Source organism: Hymenobacter terrestris, assembly GCF_013377905.1.
GTDB classification, from domain to species: Bacteria; Bacteroidota; Bacteroidia; order Cytophagales; family Hymenobacteraceae; genus Hymenobacter; species Hymenobacter terrestris.
This window is the reverse complement of record NZ_JABKAV010000062.1, coordinates 1-19,474: the sequence shown is the minus strand read 5'-3', so window position 1 is coordinate 19,474 and position 19,474 is coordinate 1. Positions and strand designations below refer to the sequence as shown.

At 63.2% G+C, this 19,474-nt stretch carries 18 protein-coding genes; 7 read left to right on the top strand and 11 right to left on the bottom strand.

Annotated features, from left to right (window positions below; all coding sequences use genetic code 11):
• Window positions 1-306: 306 nt before the first annotated feature.
• Window positions 307-1,329 carry a 2-hydroxyacid dehydrogenase gene (locus tag HW556_RS15195; RefSeq protein WP_176900968.1) on the bottom strand — a complete coding sequence of 341 codons (1,023 nt, stop codon included), beginning with the start codon at window positions 1,327-1,329 and terminating at the stop codon, window positions 307-309.
• A 252-nt stretch (window positions 1,330-1,581) separates the two neighbouring features.
• Here HW556_RS15195 and HW556_RS15190 point away from each other — a divergent pair, with 252 nt between their 5' ends.
• The 6 genes from HW556_RS15190 (at window position 1,582) to HW556_RS15165 (ending at window position 9,425) form a co-directional block, all read left to right on the top strand.
• On the top strand, window positions 1,582-2,406 hold the full coding sequence (locus tag HW556_RS15190) for a universal stress protein (RefSeq protein WP_176900967.1): 825 nt from the start codon (window positions 1,582-1,584) through the stop codon (window positions 2,404-2,406).
• A gap of 40 nt (window positions 2,407-2,446) precedes the next feature.
• Window positions 2,447-2,764 carry a hypothetical protein gene (locus tag HW556_RS15185; protein ID WP_176900966.1) on the top strand — a complete coding sequence of 106 codons (318 nt, stop codon included), beginning with the start codon at window positions 2,447-2,449 and terminating at the stop codon, window positions 2,762-2,764.
• Between the two features lie 53 nt (window positions 2,765-2,817).
• Window positions 2,818-5,226 carry a phosphoketolase family protein gene (locus HW556_RS15180; RefSeq protein ID WP_176900965.1) on the top strand — a complete coding sequence of 803 codons (2,409 nt, stop codon included), beginning with the start codon at window positions 2,818-2,820 and terminating at the stop codon, window positions 5,224-5,226.
• Between the two features lie 70 nt (window positions 5,227-5,296).
• Window positions 5,297-7,939, top strand: a complete 2,643-nt coding sequence (locus tag HW556_RS15175; RefSeq protein WP_176900964.1) for a cation-translocating P-type ATPase — start codon at window positions 5,297-5,299, stop codon at window positions 7,937-7,939.
• Between the two features lie 89 nt (window positions 7,940-8,028).
• On the top strand, window positions 8,029-8,424 hold the full coding sequence (locus tag HW556_RS15170; protein ID WP_176900963.1) for a hypothetical protein: 396 nt from the start codon (window positions 8,029-8,031) through the stop codon (window positions 8,422-8,424).
• 89 nt (window positions 8,425-8,513) lie between these two features.
• Window positions 8,514-9,425: a bestrophin family protein gene (locus HW556_RS15165; protein WP_176900962.1), complete on the top strand. Its 912-nt coding sequence runs from the start codon at window positions 8,514-8,516 to the stop codon at window positions 9,423-9,425.
• Between the two features lie 206 nt (window positions 9,426-9,631).
• Here HW556_RS15165 and HW556_RS15160 read toward each other — a convergent pair whose 3' ends face one another.
• Both HW556_RS15160 and HW556_RS15155 read right to left on the bottom strand, forming a co-directional pair.
• The gene (locus HW556_RS15160; protein WP_176900961.1) at window positions 9,632-10,690 is read right to left on the bottom strand and encodes a response regulator; all 1,059 of its coding nucleotides are present in this window, start codon (window positions 10,688-10,690) and stop codon (window positions 9,632-9,634) included.
• 94 nt (window positions 10,691-10,784) lie between these two features.
• Complete coding sequence (locus tag HW556_RS15155) at window positions 10,785-12,395, bottom strand: sensor histidine kinase (protein ID WP_176900960.1); 1,611 nt, start codon at window positions 12,393-12,395, stop codon at window positions 10,785-10,787.
• A gap of 226 nt (window positions 12,396-12,621) precedes the next feature.
• On the opposite strand from HW556_RS15155, the gene HW556_RS15150 reads away from it, so the two are divergent.
• Entirely contained in the window at window positions 12,622-12,987 is a 366-nt protein-coding gene (locus HW556_RS15150) for a YbbN family protein (RefSeq protein WP_176900959.1), read from the top strand.
• A 271-nt stretch (window positions 12,988-13,258) separates the two neighbouring features.
• On the opposite strand, the gene HW556_RS18545 is transcribed toward HW556_RS15150, so the two are convergent.
• The 8 genes from HW556_RS18545 to HW556_RS15110 all read right to left on the bottom strand — a co-directional run bounded on the left by HW556_RS18545 (window position 13,259) and on the right by HW556_RS15110 (window position 19,214).
• Complete coding sequence (locus HW556_RS18545; RefSeq protein WP_218136942.1) at window positions 13,259-13,486, bottom strand: 2,3-bisphosphoglycerate-dependent phosphoglycerate mutase; 228 nt, start codon at window positions 13,484-13,486, stop codon at window positions 13,259-13,261.
• 177 nt (window positions 13,487-13,663) lie between these two features.
• Window positions 13,664-13,993, bottom strand: a complete 330-nt coding sequence (locus HW556_RS15140; protein ID WP_246289670.1) for a CsbD family protein — start codon at window positions 13,991-13,993, stop codon at window positions 13,664-13,666.
• A gap of 286 nt (window positions 13,994-14,279) precedes the next feature.
• Window positions 14,280-14,615, bottom strand: coding sequence for a cation-transporting P-type ATPase (locus tag HW556_RS15135; protein ID WP_176900958.1), 336 nt, complete (start codon window positions 14,613-14,615; stop codon window positions 14,280-14,282).
• Window positions 14,616-14,748: 133 nt separating this feature from the next.
• A complete protein-coding gene (locus HW556_RS15130; RefSeq protein ID WP_176900957.1) occupies window positions 14,749-15,885 on the bottom strand; it encodes a PAS domain-containing sensor histidine kinase in 1,137 nt (378 codons plus the stop codon).
• A 120-nt stretch (window positions 15,886-16,005) separates the two neighbouring features.
• Window positions 16,006-16,338 (bottom strand): phosphoribosylpyrophosphate synthetase, encoded by a 333-nt coding sequence (locus HW556_RS15125; protein WP_246289669.1) that lies wholly within the window; start codon window positions 16,336-16,338, stop codon window positions 16,006-16,008.
• Between the two features lie 51 nt (window positions 16,339-16,389).
• Entirely contained in the window at window positions 16,390-17,313 is a 924-nt protein-coding gene (locus HW556_RS15120) for a universal stress protein (RefSeq protein ID WP_176900956.1), read from the bottom strand.
• Window positions 17,314-17,384: 71 nt separating this feature from the next.
• Window positions 17,385-18,266: a universal stress protein gene (locus HW556_RS15115; protein ID WP_176900955.1), complete on the bottom strand. Its 882-nt coding sequence runs from the start codon at window positions 18,264-18,266 to the stop codon at window positions 17,385-17,387.
• 540 nt (window positions 18,267-18,806) lie between these two features.
• Window positions 18,807-19,214: a universal stress protein gene (locus HW556_RS15110; protein ID WP_176900954.1), complete on the bottom strand. Its 408-nt coding sequence runs from the start codon at window positions 19,212-19,214 to the stop codon at window positions 18,807-18,809.
• Between the last annotated feature and the right edge of the window lie 260 nt (window positions 19,215-19,474).

Sequence of the window (19,474 nt, the reverse complement as noted above, 5' to 3'; positions counted from 1 at the left end):
CAGTAAAATGGTGGGTCGGTGAACGAGCTGTTCAATTGAAGGAGATTTTCTTTTTACTCACCGCTGCATACAATTTTTGGAAGGACAGATGCAGCGTTTAGGAGTAACTCACTTCGCACTATTTGTAGTGCGCTGTATAGCAGGTGGGCTATTTGATAGGAAGGGATAACTTTAGGCCTTCCTATCCTCTTGCTTCCTATGTTTCACTTTTTACTTTCTTGGTTTCCTACGCGCTTGGGTGCAGCGTTGCTGAGATTATTAATAGTGGGGCTTAGGAAGTAAAATTCGGAAAATGGGGGGGGGCAATCAGGCCGGCACGGCTACTTCCGGATGCGGGGCCGGCAGCAACTCGTTGGGCGTGGGCTGCCCGGCGAGCCAGCATCCTAGGGTTTCGAAGCAGGTGGAGGCAATATTAGTCAGTGCATCATGGGTCAGGAAGCCTTGGTGGCCCGTTATCAACACGTTGGGTTGGGCTAGCAGCCGCACCAGCAACTCATCCTGGAGCGGCTGCTGGGAATGGTCGTTGAAAAACAGGCCCTTTTCGTGCTCGTACACGTCTAGTCCCAGGTAGCCAAGCTGGCCCGATTCAAGGGCCGCCAGGGCCGCTTCGGTGTCCAGCAGCGTCCCCCGGCCGGTGTTGATGAGCATCACGCCGCGCTTCATTTTTGCCAGCTGCGCCGCATTCAGGATATGCCGGGTGGCGGGCGTAAGCGGGGCATGCAGCGAAATGACGTCGGCCTGCGCGCACAGCTCGTCCAGTGGCACGTACTCCAGGCCGTAGCGCCGGGTCAGCTCCGCATCGGGCTGAATGTCGTAGCCCAGCAGGCGGCAGCCGAAGCCCTGCAGCAGGCCCGCCAGCGTGCCGCCAATGGTACCGCAGCCGATGATGCCCACCGTTCTGCCGTGTAGGTCGAAGCCCACGAGCTTATCGAGCCGGAAGTCTCCGTGCCGCACCTGGGCGTCGGCCTGGCGTAGGTGGCGGTTGAGGGCCAGCATCAGGGCCAGCGTGTGCTCGGCAATGGCGAAAGGCGAGTAGTGGGGCACGGTAGCCACGCGCAGGCCCAGCCGGTGGGCAGCGGGCAGGTCCACGTTGTCGTGGCCGGCGGCGCGCAGCAGTAGGTAGCGCACGCCCAGGGCCCACAGTTTTTCGAGCACCGGCGCCGAAGCGTCATCGTTCACGAAAAGAGCTACGGCAGTGCTGCCCGCAGCCTGGCCGGCGGTATCCAGCGTGAGGGCCGCCGCCACAAAGTTGAAGGGGTAGCAGTCCTGCGCCGCAGCGCTGAGGTAGGGGCGCTCAAAAGGATAAGCGCTGAATACGGTAATGGTCATGGTAAGTCGTTGAGAAAGTGGGGCGCCCACCGGGCGTTGCCGGCCGCAACGGGCCGGGCTGTAAAGTAGGCAGCGGAAAAGCGCCGGAAGAGTGCTAGGTAAAAGCGAACGAAGGACGATACAAGAGTACGCCGCTTGCCCCGCCGTTCCGCTGATAAAAGTCATGCCCAGCGCTTGACATTGCTCATGCCGTTTGCTGCCCGTCAGCCCTTCCTTTGTCCGTGCTATTGTCGCTGCTTTAAGTCCTGCCTTATGACGCCTTCCCTGCTGATTCTCACCGATTTCTTCCGGGCCGCTGACCAGGCCCTCGCCTATGCCACCAACCTGGCTGAGCCGCTGGGGGCCCGGCTGGTGCTGCTGCACGTGCGCCGCGACTCGCTGCTCGACCCCGAAATGTTCACCGGCGAGCTGTCGGACCTGAGCCGCGAAGCCACAGCGCTGGCTTTGAGCCGGGTAGCCGATGATCTGGCCGTGCCGGTGGTGGTCGAAATCGGGCACGGCCGCGTGGCCTTTGCCGTGGCTGATGCCGTGAGCCGGCACCACCCGCTGCTGGTAGTGCTGGGCCGGCCCGACTACTCGGCTACGCCCGATCAGTTGGTGCAAACTACCGCGCTCGACATACTGCGCACGGCTCCATACCCCATGCTGATTGTACCGCACTCGGTAGCCAGCAATGCGGTGCCCCGGCGCGTGCTATTGGCCGTCGATGGGGAAGAGTTCACCCTGGGCCTGCACGCCGGCGCCATTCGCCAGCTGGTGCGCATGCTGGGCGTGGAGCTGACGGTGCTCCATGTCGCGCCGGATTCTGCGGCCGCTGTTTCGGAGGAGCAGGTGCTGGGTTCAGTGCGGCGCACGGGGGTGGAAATTGACTTGCCGGCCCCCCTGCGCTTCCGCCGCACGGGAGCCACGCGTCCCGCCAACGGCATTCTGCAGCTGGCGCAGGCCCGCGATACGGACTTGGTAGTACTGCTGGCGCGGCCCCGCAGCTTCTGGGGGAAGCTGTTCCATAACAGCGTGACGGCCGAAGTGCTGCTGCACAGCACCGTGCCCGTGCTGGTGCTCCCGACTATTGCCTAAAGCGGCCCGGCGGTCCGCAACGCACTTTTATTCTGACTTGATGAACGACGACCTGCAACAAAGCTTGGACGATAACGCGAAGCAGTGGCAGGCGCTGTCGCTGTCGATTTCGACCACGGAAAAAGTAGCATTTGCCGCCCGGCACGACCAGCTGTTTGTCACGTACGGCGCCAGCTTTATGGCGCACGTGTACCGGACGGCCTTCGAGCAGGTGCTGGAAAACACGCCCGATGACGAGCGGCGCCGGCTGCTGGCCGCACTGCACCAGGCCATGGAAGGCGCCATTGTGGCGCGCCACTCTACCCACCCGTCCAAGGCCGAGTGCAATGCCTGCCACGCCCGGATACTGCTGCTTTAGCCCGCCCCAGTCAGCGGGTCGCTGGGCCCTTTCTCTACTAAGCCTACTGCCTCATGGTAACGACCACCGACCTTGCGCCGACCCCGGCCTTCGCTACTCCACTTGCGCCGGAAGACCTCCGCCTGATTGATGCCTACTGGCGGGCGGCCAACTACCTCTCGGTGGGGCAGATGTATTTGTATGACAACCCGTTGCTGCGCGAGCCGCTCACGCCGGCCCACATCAAGCCGCTGCTGCTGGGGCATTGGGGCACCACGCCGGGCCAGAACTTCATCTACACCCACCTCAACCGGGTAATTGGCAAGTACGACCTGGATATGGTTTACGTGTGCGGCCCCGGCCACGGCGGCCCCGCGGTGGTGGCGGGCACGTATCTGGAAGGGACCTACAGCGAAGTTTACCCCATCATTAGTCAGGATGAGGAAGGGCTGCGGCGGCTGTTTCGGCAGTTCTCGTTTCCGGGCGGCATTTCCAGCCACGCGGGTCCCCAGACGCCGGGCTCCATCCACGAGGGTGGCGAGCTGGGCTACTCGCTGAGCCACGCGTTCGGGGCCGTGTTTGATAACCCCGACCTGCTAGTGGCCTGCGTGATTGGCGACGGGGAAGCCGAAACCGGCCCGCTGGCCACCGCCTGGCACGCCAACAAGTTCCTCGACCCCGCCACCGACGGCGCGGTGCTGCCCATTCTGCACCTCAACGGCTACAAGATTTCCAACCCCACGGTGCTGGCCCGCATCACGCCCGAAGAGCTCGACCAGCTGCTGCGCGGCTACGGCTGGACGCCCTACTACGTGGAAGGTGACGAGCCCGCGCTGATGCACCAAGCCATGGCGCAGGCCCTCGATGCGGTAGTGGAAAACATCCTGGCCATCCAGCACAACGCCCGGATTCAAACTGACCCCACCCGGCCGCGTTGGCCGCTGCTGGTGCTCCGTTCGCCCAAGGGCTGGACCGGCCCGAAGGAAGTGGATGGCCAAGCCAACGAAGGCACTTTCCGCGCCCACCAAGTGCCGCTGGCCGTGTCGGCCGACGCCCCACCCGCGCATTTAGCGCAGCTGGAAAGCTGGCTGCGCAGCTACCGGCCCGAAGAGCTGTTCGACGCCGCGGGCCGCCTCCTACCCGAGCTGGCCGAGCTGGCCCCGCGGGGCAACCGGCGGATGGGCGCCAACCCCCACGCCAACGGCGGGCAGCTGCTGCGGCCCTTACAGCTGCCCGACTTTGCCGACTACGCCGTGCAAGTGCCGGCGCCCGGAGCCGTGGAGGCTAGCGACACGGGCACGGTGGGCCAGTTTCTGCGCGATGTGGTGGCGCGGAACTCGGCGCCACGCAACTTCCGGATTTTCGGGCCCGACGAGACACTGTCCAACAAATTAGGGTCGGTGTTTGAGGCCACTGACCGGCAGTGGAACGCCGCCACCGCTCCGCACGACGAGTTTCTGGCAACTTCGGGCAGCGTGGTGGAAATGCTGAGCGAGCACCAGTGCGAGGGTTGGCTGGAAGGCTACCTGCTCACCGGCCGGCACGGGCTGTTCAACAGCTACGAGGCGTTTATTCACATCGTCGATTCGATGTTTAACCAGCACGCCAAGTGGTTGAAGACGACGCTCGAAATTCCGTGGCGGCGCAATATTGCCTCGCTCAACTATCTGCTTACGAGCACCGTGTGGCGCCAGGACCACAACGGCTTCACGCACCAGGACCCCGGCTTTATCGACCACGTCGTCAACAAGAAAGCCAGCATCGTGCGGGTGTACCTGCCGCCCGATGCCAACTGCCTGCTCTCAGTGATGGACCACTGCCTGCGCAGCCGCCACTACGTGAACGTGCTAGTGGCCGCCAAGCACCCCGCCCCGCAGTGGCTGAGCATGGACGCGGCCATTATGCACTGCACCCAGGGCATCGGCATCTGGACCTGGGCCAGCTCCGACGCCGGCCAGGAGCCCGATGTCGTAATGGCCTGCTGCGGCGACGTGCCCACGCTGGAAACCCTGGCCGCCGTTTCCATCCTGCGCGAACATCTGCCGGAGCTGAAAATCCGGGTGATAAACGTGGTGGATTTGCTGCGCCTGCAGCGCAGCACCGAGCACCCCCACGGCCTGTCCGACGCCGACTACGACGCCCTGTTTACGCGCAACAAGCCCGTGGTTTTTGCTTTTCACGGCTACCCCTGGCTGGTGCATCGCCTCACCTACAACCGCGCCAACAACCCCCACATGCACGTGCGCGGCTACCAGGAAGAAGGCACCATCACAACGGCCTTCGATATGACCGTGCTCAACGAGCTGGACCGCTTTCACCTGGTGATGGACGTGCTCGACCGGGTGCCCCGACTCGGCAACCGGGGCGCGCACCTCAAACAACTGCTCCAGGATAAACTCGTGGCCCACAAGCAGTACATCTACCGCTACGGCCAGGATATGCCCGAAATCCGGGACTGGGAGTGGGGGAGTGAGGCTCAATAAAAAGGACGGTCATACTGACCTTGCCGATGGCCGCCTACTCCACGCATAAAGCGCGCAACCACCTTACTCTATGGATTATCACCTTCCCCCCGTGGCCGATGTGGCCGCTGCGCTGGCTACTTCGCCGGCCGGGCTCGACGCGGCCACAGCCGGGCAGCGGCTGGCCGAACACGGCCCCAACCAGCTAACCGGCTCCCAGCAGAAAACCGTCTGGCAGCTACTACTGCACCAGCTGGCCGACGTGATGATTTTGGTGCTGCTGGCTGCCGCTGGTGTGTCAGTACTCATTGGCGAGGCTAAGTCGGCCTACGTCATTCTGGCTATTGTGGGGCTGAACGCGGTTATCGGGTTTGTGCAGGAATACCGGGCCGACAAGGCGATGGAGGCCCTGCAAAAAATGGCCGCCAGCCACGCGCAGGTGCTCCGCGACGGCCAGCCGCAACAGGTGCTCACCGCCGAGTTGGTGCCCGGCGACGTGGTGCTGCTCGAAGCCGGTAACGTGATTCCGGCCGACGTCAGCTTCCTGGAAACCTTCACCCTCAAGGTGGACGAGTCGTCGCTGACCGGCGAGTCCAACAACGTGGAGAAAACTGTGGAGGCGCTTCCACCCGGCGACTATTCTCTCGGCGACCGGGTTAACCTGGGTTACAAGGGCACGTCCGTCACCAATGGCCGGGCTACGGCCTACGTGGTAGCGACTGGCATGCGCACCGAGCTGGGCAAGATTGCCGCCCTTATCCAGACGGCCGAAGTGGTGACGCCGCTGCAAAAACGGCTGGGCACGCTGGGCAAGCGCCTGTCGGTGGCCGCGCTGGTGGTGGGGGCGCTGTTTTTTGCGGTGGGCTGGCTGCGGGGCGAGCCCTGGGAAAGCCTGCTGCTGGTGGCTATTTCGCTGGCCATTGCCGCGCTTCCGGAGGCCCTCCCGGCGCTGGTTACCGTGTCGCTGGCGCTGGGGGCGGGGCGGCTCATGCAAAGCCACGCCCTCATCCGCAAGCTGCCGGCCGTGGAAACGCTGGGCTCGGTCACCTACATCTGCACCGATAAAACCGGCACGCTCACGCTCAACCAGATGACGGTCGAGGACCTCTACGAAGTGCCCGCCGTGGCACTGCCCGGCTTGGCCGACCGCAACGCCCTGCTCGTGGCCCTGGCCCTGAACACTGACGCCGCCCGCGACCCCGAAAACAACTGGCTGGGCGACTCGACCGAAGTAGCCTTGGCCCGGTATGCCGCCGACAAAGACTACGACCGCACCGGGCTGGAAGCGCAGTTTCCGCGCCTGGCCGAACTGCCCTTCGACTCGGAGCGCCGGTGCATGACGACGCTGCACCAAACCCCAAAGGGCGTGCTGGTTCTCACCAAAGGGGCGGCTGGCTCGCTGTACAAGCAGCTTGCCGCCAGCCAGCAGGCCGGCATTGCCGACCTGCGCCGGCGCGTGGATGCCCAGGCCGCGCAGGGCTACCGGGTACTGGCCTACGGGGCCAAAATGCTCCCCGAGTTGCCCGCCGACCTCACCCCGGCCACCGTCGAAACCGACCTCACCTTTCTGGGCTTCGCCAGCCTGATTGACCCGCCCCGCGAGGAGGCCCGCCAGGCCGTAGCCGAGTGCAAAACGGCCGGCATCATCCCCGTCATGATTACCGGCGACCATAAGCTCACGGCCAAGGCCATTGCCGAAAAGCTGGGTATCATTTCCTCCGAAGAAGAGCTGGTGCTAACCGGCCCCGAGCTGACGGCGCTGGACGAGGCGGCTTTCGCGGCGGTGGTGGAAAAAGTGCGCGTGTACGCCCGCGTCGACCCGGCCCAGAAGCTGCGCATCATCAGCGCCCTGCAGGCCCGGCACCAGTTCGTAGCCATGACGGGCGACGGCGTGAACGACGCGCCGGCTCTCAAAAACGCCGATATCGGCATTGCCATGGGCATTAACGGCACCGAAGTGGCCAAAGAAGCGGCGGCCATGATTCTGCTCGACGATAACTTTGCGACCATTGTGGAGGCCGTGCGGCACGGGCGGCGCATCTACGACAACATCCTCAAGTTTATCCGCTACCTACTGGCGGGCAGCGTGGGGGAAATAACAGCCCTGTTTTGCGCCCCGTTTTTCGGCTTGCCCGTGCCGCTGCTGGCCATTCATATTCTCTGGATCAACCTGATAACCGACGGCCTGCCCGGCCTGGCCCTGGCCTACGAGCCGTCGGAGAAGAGCACGATGCAGCGCCCGCCGATAAACCCGCGCCAGACCATTTTTGCCGACGGGCTGGGCTGGTTTATCCTGGCCGTGGGGCTGCTGGTGGGGGCGCTTACCATTGGTATGCAGACCTGGGCCATCGGGCGGGGACTGCCGCACTGGCAGACAATGGCCTTTACGGTGCTCTGTTTCAGTCAGCTGGGCTTGGCGCTGGCCATTCGTTCGGGCCACGAATCCATTTTCAGCCTCGGCCTGCTCACCAATAAGCCCATGCTGGGGGCCGTGCTGCTCACCGTGGGCCTGCACCTGATCATTATCTACGTGCCCTTCTGCAACGAGCTGTTCAGCACCCAGCCGCTCACCGTGGCCGAGCTGGGCATTGCCGCGACCATGGCCAGTGTGGTGTTCTGGGCAGTGGAAATCCGGAAGTTTATCATCCGGCGGCGCGGGGTGGCCTTGGAGCCCCAGCCGCTGGTCGCGCCGGCCGGTAAAGCCACGCCGGCCGCGCCCGCCTACGCGGGATAAGTATTGCGGGCGTACCTTGTATTCTCACCCCTGAGCGTCCTGCCACCGGCGCTACCAGCGGGCGGGCGGGCGCCTGACTTTCTTCCGCCATGCACCACCGCATCTTATATCAATCGGCCGCCCTCGTCCTCGACTATGACCTGGTGGATGATTTCCTGCATGCCCGCTGGAGCCCGGAGCAAACCCTGGCTACCACGCAGGCCGGCTACGAGCAGATCATCCTCGAAATTCAGCCCGTGCATTGCTACCGCCTGCTCGACGACCGTCGGGAATCTCACCTGATGTGGGATGATCTGGCCGGCTGGATGGCCAACGATTGGTACCCGCGCGCCTGCCGGGCCGGCCTGTCGCGCCACGCGGTAGTGTTTGCCACCGATTTCTTCGGACACCGGGCCACCGACAAGGTGTTGGCCCGGCTGGGCGAAAGCTCGCTGGCGGGCTACGAGTCGGAAGAAGCCGCCCGCCGGGCGCTGCTGGCCGGGTAAACGGCTTTTGCCGGCCGGCTGGCTTCGGTCGTTGCGGTGCTTTTTGCCGCCCCCATCCCGGACCGGCTGCTTTTTATTCCTCCCTTCCGATGCTGCTCGCCGCCCGCCTCCCCGTTCGCTATGTTCTGAAGCATATCCGGGCCGACGTGGTGCGGGTGCTGCTGATTTCCGTGTTTTTCCACCTGCTGAAACTGGCGCTGGGCACCCACCTGCCCCTGATGCCGCTGCAGCTGCCGACCATTCTGGGCAGCCTGATTTCGCTGCTGCTGGCCTTCAAAACCAGCCAGTCGTACGACCGGTGGTGGGAAGCACGCAAAATCTGGGGCAACATCGTCAACGACTCGCGTACGCTGGTACTCCAGGCCCGTACTTTTCTAATTGCGGCCGCTCCGCAACCTGTGGGGCCGGATGCGCCGCTTACGGTCCTGGCCTACCGCCAGATGGCCTGGTGCTACAGTCTGGGCCAAGCCCTGCGTGGCCAGGATGCCGCCGCGGGGCTGGCGTCCTACCTGTCGGCCGCCGAGCGGGCCTGGCTCGCGCCGCAGCCCCACAAGCCGCTGGCCCTGTTAGCAATGCACGCCGACCAACTCCGCGACCTCTACCAGCAAGGGGCTCTCAATACCTACCAGCAGGTGCAGCTGGATGCCACGCTGGCACGCCTGACCGACGCCATGGGCCAAGCCGAGCGCATCAAGACCACGGTGTTCCCGGTCAGCTACCGGCTGCTGGTGTACAGCTTCATTTACCTGTTTCTGGGCACGCTCTCGCTGGGGCTGGTGAAGGCCATCGGGCTGTGGGAAATCCCGGTGCTGCTTACCATTTCGTCGTCTTTTTTCCAGCTCGAGCGTACGGCCCGGTACCTGCAGGACCCCTTCAAAAACAAGCCCACCGACACGCCAGTCACGGCCATTGCCCGCACCGTCGAAATAAACCTGCGGCAGCTGCTGAACGAAACCGGCGGGCCCGCTCCGCTGGCCCCCGAGGCATTTTACCTGATGTAGCCGGGCGCTTTTTTCCCTTATGAAGCAGTTGCGAAACCCAGCCGAAAATCCACCCGCGACAACGCTGTGCGCGATGCCCGCGTGCAGCGTCAGTAGTTGCCCGGAAGCCAGCTCGGCCACCTGCGGCCCGGCCTTGAAGGCTGTTCCTGGTATGATAAACCTTAACCCGGTGGCGGATTTTTTTAACTGCCGCTTGAGCGGTTGGCTTACCAGTGCGCCTGGCGCAGCTTTTCGGGTTCTAGTACCCGAATGGTGTTAGGCGTCAGCGCAATCAGGCCGTCGTGCTTGAACTCGTTGAGCGTACGGCTCAGCGACTCGGGGGCCGTGCCCACCATGGCCGCCATGTCGTCGCGGGTGAGCTGGATGCCCACGGCAGCGGCGGCGGTGCCGGCCTGCTGCTCGTGCAGCTGCACCAGCGTGTCGGCCACGCGGCGGCGGATGGAGCTATAGGCCATGGCCAGCAGCAGCTCGGCCTGCCCGCTCACCTGGCCCGCCAGCAGGCGCACGAACTGTTGGCCCACCTCGGGGTTGCGCAGCAGCAGCGCCATAAAATCGGCCTTCGGAATGTAAAGCAGCTCCGACTCGTCGACGGCCACGGCTGAGTCGCGGTGGGGGGTGTGCTGCAGCAGCGGCAGGTAGCCAAAAAACTCGCCGGGGCCGTGCAAACCCACCAGCAACTCTTTCCCGCCGGCATTGGTTTTCACGGTTTTCACCCGGCCGCTCTGCACAAAATACAGCCGCGTAGCTTCATCACCTTCGAGGTAAATATCCTGTTTTTTGCGAACCAGGTGCGGTTTTCGGTCCAACGAGAGGCTGGCTAGGTCGCCGCTCTGCTGCGCGTCATCCAGAAACTGATGCAGGCGCTCCCCGCTCACGGCGGGGTCCGGTTTCAGGTGCTGAAAGCGGCTGAGCCGCCCGCTGACGGCGCTGAGCAAATCGGCTTTTTCGAAGGGCTTGCTCAGGTAGTCGTCGGCCCCCAGCGCCATGCCGCGCCGCCGGTCGACCGAGTCGGTTTTAGCGGTGAGGAAGATGAACGGTATGCCCGTGAGTTGCGGGTGCTGGTTGAAAATCTGGAGCACGCCGTAGCCGTCGAGCACGGGCATCATTATGTCGCAGATAACCAGATCAGGCCGCGCAGCCAGCGCCAGCTGTACGCCCAGCTCGCCGTTTTCAGCCGTTTGTACGGTGTAGCCGGCCAGCTCCAGCAGCTGGGCCGTGTTCTCGCGGATGATCTGATGGTCTTCAATGAGCAGGACGAGGGGCATGACTGGGGTGAGTAGTAGAGGGCTGAATAGAAACTTATGCTTCGAAAAGCTCCTCGTGAGGTTCTGTCTTCGTTGTTCACTGGATTCATCGCCCTCAGTCGGGCGTGGTGAGGGGCAGCCGGATGGTGACCGTAGTTCCCTCCCCGAGTATGCTTTGCAGGTTGATAGAACCGCCCATCAGTTCCAGATATTTGGTGATGATGTAGAGGCCCAGGCCAGTGCCGGGGACGGTAATAACGCTGGGCGCCCGGAAAAACTGCTCGAACAGGCCCGCCTGGTCTTCCTGGGAAATGCCCACTCCCCGGTCCTGCACCGTGATGGTAAGCTCCCACGGCTGGCAGCTGGCGCGCACGGTGGTTACCGTGTTTTCGGCCGAGTACTTGAGGGCGTTGGAGAGCAGGTTCACCAGGATTTTGCGCAGCAGCGACGCATCGAGCCGCACCGGAATGGGGCATTCTACCTGCCAGTCGATGGTTTGGCCTGCTTTGCACAGGCCCTGCATGTCGGCCACCGTATCGTGCACCAGACTGTCGAGGTTGAGGTTGCCAGGGTGGGCCTCAATTTTGCCTTCCTCGATGCGGCCCACCGACAGGAATTCTTCCAGGATGTTGTTCAGGTGCTGCACCGAAGTGCGGATATGGGCCACGTATTTCAGGCGCTGGGCTTGCTGATGGCTACCCGGGAACTCCTCAATCAGGTCGGCGGAAGTGATTACGGCCGTCAGCGGCGTGCGGAACTCGTGCGAGGCCATGCTCACGAAGCGCGACTTTAGCTCGCCCAGCTTCTGCTCGGCCTGCAGGGCCAGGGCCAGCTCGTCGCCGCGTTTTTCCAGCTGCTCCAGCGTGAGCAGCAGGGCGTTGGTGCGGTCGATTACCTTTTGCTCCAGCTCGGCGTTGAGGCGGGCCACGTGCTGGTGCTGGGTGCGCAGGGCCTGCTCGGCGGCCTGCTTGGCGCTCAGGTCGAGGATGTAGGCCACCACGTACAGCTCCTCATCCAGATGGAAGTAGCTCAAACTGGCCTCGACGGGAAACACGGAGCCGTCGCGGCGCTGGCCGGCCAGCGGACGGTCGTGGCCCATGTTGCGCACCTGCGGGTCGGCGTTGTAGGAGGCGCGCAGCTGCGCGTGGTGCCGGCCGGTGGCATCGGGCACCAATGCCTCAATCTGCTGGCCCAGCAGCTCGGCCGGTGCGTAGCCGAACAGCAGCCCGGCCCGCGCATTGGCCGATACCATCTGCCCCGCCCGGTCGCAGACGATAATGCCCAGCGTAGCGTTGGTGAACACGGCCTCGAAGCGACGCACGCTGTGGGCTAGCTCCCGCTCGGCCTGTTGCAGGCGGCTGTGCTCGGTGAGGTTGACCAGCAGCAGCGGCCGGCCTTCAATCTCGCAATACGTCAGCTTCACGTAGGCCCGAAACGGCTCACCAACGTGGCGACGAATGTCGGCCTCGAGCTCGTGGTGGCCTTCGCGGCGGGTGATGTCGCACAGGTGCTGCCACTGCTCAGGCGTCCAGGGGGGCGTGCGCAACGAGTGGTTGGGGTCGGCCAGGAAAGCTTCTTCCGAGGGGTAAGCCAGCAGCTGCACGCCGGCCGGGTTTACGTGGGTAAACCAGCCCAGGCGCAGGTCGTAAATCCCCGCCATTTCGCCGGAATGAGCGTACAGTAACTCGGCTAAAACGGCCGTGTAGGCAACCGGGAGTAGAGGCATAGGAGAAAACTAACCGCGCGGGGGCCCTGGGGGCAGCAGGCACGCACGGGCATTAAGCTACCGGACTTGACAAACGTCACTCCGGCATCCTGATATGCGTCATACGGGCCGACTGGGGCTTGCGCTAACTTTATGACTACTTAAATATGAAATGTTTAGGCCAGGCCACGGTTCAGCTTGCCTGTTTGCCAACGTTCAGCTTCTCAGCCTGCTTTTATCCCGGTCCATGTTTCCAACCACCATTCTCCCGCTGCTGCCCATCCACCCGGCCATGCTGCTCGTGCTGCTGCCCACGGTGGGGCCCGGCACGCGGCAGGAAACCCCGCTCGCCCGCACAGCCACCAATTTGCTGCTCCAAGACTTGCAGATCCAGCTCGGCACCGCTATTCATGTGCTGAAAGTGGATGAAGGCAGCCACCCCGCCGTAGTGCACGCCTTCGATGGCCGGGGCGTACCGGCGTTTGTGCTCCTGCGCGACGGCGCGGAGCTGTGGCGGCAGCAGGGCCTGCCCGAAGGCCAGCCCATGGCGGCTTTGCTGCTGCAGAAGCTTCAGGAGGCTACGCCAACCGCCGCGCCAGCCGCCGAGGACTAACCGCGCTTGAAAAGCGCAGAGCCGGTTTCGGAGTCAGAAGAAATCAGGAAAGACGGTTGTGCTTCGACAGGCGCATGCCAGATGAGGCATAACTGCTTTTTCTGCTTGAACCGGCTTTTACTGCAGGTAGTAGTGGCGCAGGCGGTTCAGATCGTCGTAGAGCTCGTACACCAGCGGCACGCCGCAGGGAATGTCGAGTTTCCGCCTTGCTCAGGCCCTGCAGCGCGCCGTAAAACCGCTCGTTCAGCCGCCACGATTTCTGCACCGGAATCTAAAGTAAGTCCAGCTCCTCGAGCGTGCTGTCCAGCGTTTTGATGGCCCGCTTCAGCACCGAGGTAAAGCCGATGTCGAAGCTGAACCTGTGCTGACGCAGCAACTGGCCCGCCCGCACGGCTTGCTGCTTGCCTTCGGCCGACAAGTCCACATCGGTCCAGCCGGCAAAGCGGTTTTGCTGGTTCCAGACACTCTGACCGTTGCGCAGCAACACTAGTTTTTGCATTCGATGGGGAAACTAGGAAGTGGCTGGTTACCTGGATCAAAGAGCTGTTTGAAGGGATTTCTTCAGCCCGTGATGTAGCCCCATGCAATGAGCCCGCCACCGGGCTGCCGCACCAGATCCATTCGGAAACTGCGGCAACCCGGTGGCGGGCTCGTTGAACGTTGGCGTAGAAGGGGCCTATAGTGCGTTCAGCATCTTCACGATTTTGCGCTTACGCTTGCCCAGCTTGGCCTGCAGTCGGCTCACCAGCTCGTGGCCTTTGCCCTCCACGTAAGTCAGGTCCTCGTCGGTGAGGTGGGTGTAGGCTTCTTTTAGCTTGTCTTTCAGCTGATTCCAGTCGCCCTGTAGGCGCAGGCCCTGGTCAATCCGGTAGTTACGGAACTGGCGGCGGCGCTCCATGCTCCGCTTGGAATATAGCAGGATGCCGACAACTGCGCCGACGCCGGCGCCGGCCAGAGAGGTGAGTAATACTTTGCCAGTTCCGTTTTTAAGGGTTTCGCACGTCATCGTAAGCAGACTAAAAAGTGAATAATAAAGCCACAGGCCAACTTTGGTGCCGGGCGTTTGAAGCTCAACAAAGGTAGCGCTCAGCCCACCCCATTGCGCTGACTTTCACCAGCCCGAATAATGCTATTCGTCAAGCCCAGGGCCGCGCTGGCCATTGCTGTGTACGAATTTTAGGTGCCGATGATGCGAGAGGAAGCAGCGGCGGAAGCTGGTGGAGCGGCGCTAAAGCCGTGCTTAAAACGCAATTCTCTCCTACTTCTCGTGCACAAAATATGCCCCGGCAGCGCTATTGTGCCCGCTCCACCTGCTGCAGGGAGTCGGCCGTGGCGCGAGCCTGCTGCTTAGCCTGGTGGCGGAAGTAGCCGCGCAGCAGGAAGTTGCCTTGCAGGGCCGTCATGCTCTCGTTGAGCTTGTCGGTGCTTTGGGTGACGTTACGCAGGGTCTGGCGCAGCTGCCCGGCCGTCACCAGCAGCACAAACATGGGTTCCAGCACCACTTCGCGCAGGGTGGCCAGCAGCCCCGAATGCGCGGCAGCCGTCAGCACGTTGCGGCCGTACGCGGCGCGGGCAGTCACTACCGCCGCGTCCGTCAGGCCTGTTGGGAGCGAGGCGTTGCCTGGCATTTTCGGAAGTATGGCCGGCGAGTGTATGGTGTTTGTAATGGGCAGATAAAGAAGGGTATAAGATGCTTGTTAAGCGGGATAAGCTCATCGAAAAGCCAGCGCAAACTAACCGACGGCCCGGCCGCCCCGCTCTCTACTCGAATAGCGGCAGGGCCTCGACCGGAGCCTGAATGGCGCTGCTGCTGTATTCGGCCCGTGGGATTTCGACGGTGAAAGTGCTGCCTTCGCCCACCGTGCTTTCCACGGAAATATGGCCGTGGTGCCACTCCACGATGGTTTTGCACAGGGCCAGACCCAGGCCGGTGGTGGGCTCGCCCCGCAAACCCGGCCGGCGGGCCTTGGTAAACCGCTCAAACAGGTACGGCTGCATGTCGGGCGCGATGCCCACGCCCGTGTCGGCCACCTCGATGCGGATGACGGTGGGGCCGGCTACGATGCGCACCGCCACTTGGCCGGTGTCGGGCGTGAACTTGAGGGCGTTGCTGACCAGATTAATGAGTACCTGGGTGAATTTGTTCACGTCCACGTTGGCGTACACCGGCTCGGCGGGCAGCGAGTAGCTGAACTCGTGGCCCAGGAATCGCTCGCCGCGCTGGAGCTGGTCGAGCGGCTCGCGCAGCACTGCCCCCAGGTCCACGCGGTTCACTTTAAGGTCGGTGTTGGCCGAGGTGAGGAACTCCAGGTTTATCAGCTCGCGAATCATTTTCACGCTGCTTTGACTGGTGGTTTCGAGCACGCCGAGCATTTCGGGCACCCGGCTCAGGGGCGGCGATACCACTTCCTCGCGCAGAAAGCCCGCGATTTGCTGCATCAGAATGAAGGACCCGCTCAGGTCGTGCGAGAGGATTTCGAGGGTCGCGTTTTTGCGGCTGTTGAAGAGGTCGGCGTTTTCCTGGTAGCGCTTCATTACGCTGATGTTGCGCAGCGAACCGCCCAGCAGCACCCGTCCATCGGCCAGCAGCTGGTACGAAGGCGTGAGGCAAAACCATTGGTCTGGCTGGCCGGGGTGTTGCAGGCGAACTTCCACCTCATCGGTGATTTCGTCGCGCTTCCACCGGGCCCAGTAGTGGGCCAGGTAGGCGCGGTCGTCGGGGTGCAGCTGGGCGAGCAGCGCGGGCAGATCGGCATTCACCAGGGCGACCGGGCGGTGCAGTATCCGCTCGTAGGCCGCATTTACGAAGACGACGCGGCCGGCCCTCAGGTCGTACACGAACTGCACATGGGCGCTGGCGACGGCCTGGGCAAAAAAGAAATCGGCAAAATCAGTCATAAAGCGAAAGCAAGGAGTAGATGGAAGCTGGATTCCGAATAAGCAGCGACCACGCCGGCTTGGGGCGTTTGACTGAAAAGCGGTTGAGCGTTAGCATGGCGGCTATCCTGCGGGACCTGGCTAGGACGCCTGCTCCCGGATGGCGCGGATAATACAGTCGGCGGCCTCGTCGCTGGACACGCCGTAGCCATTCACCAGTGTGCCTTTGAGGTTGAAGCGGGCCGAGGAAATGGCGTAGAGCACGGCCGAATCGGCTGGGTCGCTGGCGCCTTCAAAACGGAAGTGCTGGTCTACCACAAACTCATCGGGGGATAGTTGGATGGCCGAGCGTTGACCGGCCAAATAGTCCCCGTTCAGGTTGAAGTCTTCGGTGTAGCCCTCCGCTTTGAGTTGGTTTAGCGTTTCCGAAAGCGTAAGGAGCGTGTGCATGGTCATGGCGTGGGGGGTATTCAATTCGGCGGCATCAGGCCAATGGCATAGGTGCTAAAAACCGGGCGCCCCGCGTCAGGAGGCCGGCAACAGGCCAGTGAGGACGGTATTGGCGTAGCTGGCGGCCGTGGCCAGGCCGGGCGTTTCGGTGGCCGGTTCTGTGGCGGCGGTCGGCAGCACCAGCACGGGCACCGGGCAGTTTTCCATAAGGTTCGCCGTGACGCTGCGGTGAAACAAGTCGCCGAAATAGCTGCGCTGGCGGGCCACAACTATTACCAGGTCAGCGCGGGTGTCGAGCACGGCAGCCATCACCCCTTGCGCGTAGCTCTCGTGCTGATAGCCCCGCAGCTCCGGTATGGCTCGCCCTTCGACCAAGCCACTGGCCTGCACGGCTCGCAGGGCCAGGGCGCAGCCCTCATCGTCATCCACACCAATTGTGACGTGGATGACGATGACCTCGACACCGGGCAGGGCCAGCAGCGGGCGCAGCGCGGCCGCCTCTGCCGCCAGCGCAAACGATTCGCGGTCGGCGGCAATGAGAATGCGACGGGGCGGGTTTTCAGTCGGCGCCGGGGCCCTGGTCGGCACGATCAGCAATGGATAGCTACCGGCCCGCAGAATCTCCACGCACGAAGTGAGCAGGTCGACGGCAGCGGGGCGGTCGTCGTCGGCCTGGCTGAGCACAAACAGGGCCGGCTGGTAGCGGTGGGCCAGGTTTTGGGCCACGGCGGGCAGCAAGTCGGTGGCCACTTCCACGGTCGCCGGGCTCAATAGTCTTTCGGCCTGCTGAGAGAGAATGGCCGCCGTATCCGCCTGGCGGGCCAGTTCCTGCTGGTGATAGACTTGGCCCACTGTAGCGTAGGGGTCGACTAGGGCGGCGCGGTTGATATTCAGCAGCACCAAACGGCCGCTCAAAGCCTGGGCCAGAATGTCGGCGTACTGAATGGCGCGGCGGGCCGGCGGGTAAAAACCGGCGAAAACGATGAGGGAAAGAGCCATGCGGAATAGCGGTTAGGTAAGCGGGTTAGGGGAAGGCGCTACGGTGGGACGGGCGCTGCAGAACTGGCCGCTTAGTCTGGTTTGCTGTGCTGGGTGGCCAGCAGCAGCACCGGCACCGTGGTGTGCCGTAGCACTTCATCAATCACACTCTCGCCCAACAGCTTGCTTATCCAGCCGTGGCCGGGGTCGAGCAGCACCAGCACATCGGCCGCCAGCTCCATCACGGCCTGCCGCAAGCCCGCGGCCGGCGCTTCGTCTATCACCCGGTGCAGGCTAGTGCCAGCCAGGGCCTGAACCAGGCCGCACTCCTGGGCTGCTGCGAAGCCGCGCTGGCCGGCAACGGGCGCGTTGGGGGGGGCAACGGTGGTAGGCACCACGGTGGCCCCCAGCGCCGCCAGCAGCGGGCGCAGAGTTAGGGCTTCGGGCGTTAGGGTAAAGGATTGGTCGCGCACGCCCAGGGCCAGGCAGCGCGGCGGGCGCAGGGCCGCCGTGGGCAGGTATTGGGGCACGAGCAGCAGCGGGTAGCCCGTTTCGTGGGCTAGCGGCAGGGCCCGGTTGCTAAGCCATTCATCCAGCTGGCCGGCGGTAGCCGTGAGGCCGGCAATAACCAGCAGCGGCCGATGCTGCGCCAAAGCTTCCCGCACGGCCTCATCCCAGCGGTCGGTTACGGTGGTGGCGGTGGCGGGCACGAGCATGGCGGCGGCTATCTCTTCCAGGGCGTTGCGCTCCTTGAGCAGGGCGGCGGCCACTTCTTCCAGGGCGCTACGCTGCCTGACTACGTCATCGGCGTTGGTGGCGCGCAGGGCGCTTACCCGCGCGGTGGTGGGTGGAATGGAGTAAACGTGCAGTAAGTTGACCACGGCTCCCAACGGGGCGGCCAGCACGGCAGCGTAGGCCCGGGCCCGGCCGGCGGCGGGCGAAGAATCGGTGAGAACGAGCAGGTTAGGTTTCATAGCGAGACGGAGTAGACGAGGAACGCTGGCTGGGTTGCCCGATGATAGTCATCAACCCGTCCCGATGGTCGTGGTTGATGACGCCGGACAAGCCGGTGGTTTCTCTGCCCAAGGTTGCCCGGCGTTGGGCCGGCGCAGCGCCTGGACGCACAGCTGCTTCTGCCGACGGACGCTTGCCGAAGCCTTCCGGTCTATGACGGCCGCGAAGAGGCATAGGCAAAAGTGCGCCTTAACCACTGGCTTTGGCATGAGGAAAATTGCTGGAACAGGTGATTTTTATCAAGCCTCGGCCGCCTTAAACCAAAACTCCCCGACTCCCGGCTAACCGAAAGTTGGGGAGGAGATGTCGTGCGGTGGGGCTTAGCGGCGGGGTGGTACTGGCTGTAACCGGATGGCGAATTGGTGCAGGCGTAATACGACCAACGCGCCAATAAAAAGGGCTGAAAGCAGGATAATGGAAAGGAATATCTGATGGAAAAAAACAGCCAGGAAAAGCTTAGGGTGAAGAAAAACAATAAGCGAGAGTGGCCGCGCCACTCGTCAACACATGGACGGCATCCAGTCAGGCTGGTCCGGGCCGTGGGCCGGGAGCAGCAGCACCGGTACGGCACAGCCGTGCAGCACCTGCGCCGTGACACTGTGATGGAACAGCCGCCCCAAAAAGCTGCGGGGCCGCGCGATGAGAAGCAGCAAATCGGCCTGCGACTCGGCCAGGGCACGTAGAATGTTGGCGGCCGGATCATGGCCGGCATCGTCGTAGACTTCGGGCGGCGCGGCTGTCGGCAGCAGTTCGCTTTCGTAGTAGTGTGTCCACGACGTGACAATAGCAAGGCCGAACAGCAACAGCGGGACGAACGCGCTTTCCCGCTGCCAGCGCACCACCAGTGCCGACAACGCGCATCCAAGCAGGACGGCTACGAACCACGCATACAGGGGCCCGGTCAACATAGCGGAAACGGTGGACTCAAGTCCTCAGGGGCGTTCGCTTGGCGGAACCCTGCTAGGCCGCCGTTTTGGTACGCCTGCCGTAGGGGTACCCACCGAATCCGCTCCAATAATTGCGCCCCTACGATGAAGCAGGGGAGGGCCAGGAAATGAATGAGCAGCAACTGCCAGTTGATGCGTTTGACGACAAGGCCCATCTGGCAAAGCTAGTTTCTTCGTTTAAGAAAAGGGTCGGAAGATAAACAGGCTTCGTTCAAAGTAAA

Excerpts from the sequence above, each read along its gene's own strand:
- HW556_RS15195 (WP_176900968.1), bottom strand. The coding sequence starts at position 1,329 with ATGACCATTACCGTATTCAGCGCTTATCCTTTTGAGCGCCCCTACCTC.
- HW556_RS15190 (WP_176900967.1), top strand. The coding sequence starts at position 1,582 with ATGACGCCTTCCCTGCTGATTCTCACCGATTTCTTCCGGGCCGCTGAC.
- HW556_RS15185 (WP_176900966.1), top strand. The coding sequence starts at position 2,447 with ATGAACGACGACCTGCAACAAAGCTTGGACGATAACGCGAAGCAGTGG.
- HW556_RS15180 (WP_176900965.1), top strand. The coding sequence starts at position 2,818 with ATGGTAACGACCACCGACCTTGCGCCGACCCCGGCCTTCGCTACTCCA.
- HW556_RS15175 (WP_176900964.1), top strand. The coding sequence starts at position 5,297 with ATGGATTATCACCTTCCCCCCGTGGCCGATGTGGCCGCTGCGCTGGCT.
- HW556_RS15170 (WP_176900963.1), top strand. The coding sequence starts at position 8,029 with ATGCACCACCGCATCTTATATCAATCGGCCGCCCTCGTCCTCGACTAT.
- HW556_RS15165 (WP_176900962.1), top strand. The coding sequence starts at position 8,514 with ATGCTGCTCGCCGCCCGCCTCCCCGTTCGCTATGTTCTGAAGCATATC.
- HW556_RS15160 (WP_176900961.1), bottom strand. The coding sequence starts at position 10,690 with ATGCCCCTCGTCCTGCTCATTGAAGACCATCAGATCATCCGCGAGAAC.
- HW556_RS15155 (WP_176900960.1), bottom strand. The coding sequence starts at position 12,395 with ATGCCTCTACTCCCGGTTGCCTACACGGCCGTTTTAGCCGAGTTACTG.
- HW556_RS15150 (WP_176900959.1), top strand. The coding sequence starts at position 12,622 with ATGTTTCCAACCACCATTCTCCCGCTGCTGCCCATCCACCCGGCCATG.
- HW556_RS18545 (WP_218136942.1), bottom strand. The coding sequence starts at position 13,486 with ATGCAAAAACTAGTGTTGCTGCGCAACGGTCAGAGTGTCTGGAACCAG.
- HW556_RS15140 (WP_246289670.1), bottom strand. The coding sequence starts at position 13,993 with ATGACGTGCGAAACCCTTAAAAACGGAACTGGCAAAGTATTACTCACC.
- HW556_RS15135 (WP_176900958.1), bottom strand. The coding sequence starts at position 14,615 with ATGCCAGGCAACGCCTCGCTCCCAACAGGCCTGACGGACGCGGCGGTA.
- HW556_RS15130 (WP_176900957.1), bottom strand. The coding sequence starts at position 15,885 with ATGACTGATTTTGCCGATTTCTTTTTTGCCCAGGCCGTCGCCAGCGCC.
- HW556_RS15120 (WP_176900956.1), bottom strand. The coding sequence starts at position 17,313 with ATGGCTCTTTCCCTCATCGTTTTCGCCGGTTTTTACCCGCCGGCCCGC.
- HW556_RS15115 (WP_176900955.1), bottom strand. The coding sequence starts at position 18,266 with ATGAAACCTAACCTGCTCGTTCTCACCGATTCTTCGCCCGCCGCCGGC.
- HW556_RS15110 (WP_176900954.1), bottom strand. The coding sequence starts at position 19,214 with ATGTTGACCGGGCCCCTGTATGCGTGGTTCGTAGCCGTCCTGCTTGGA.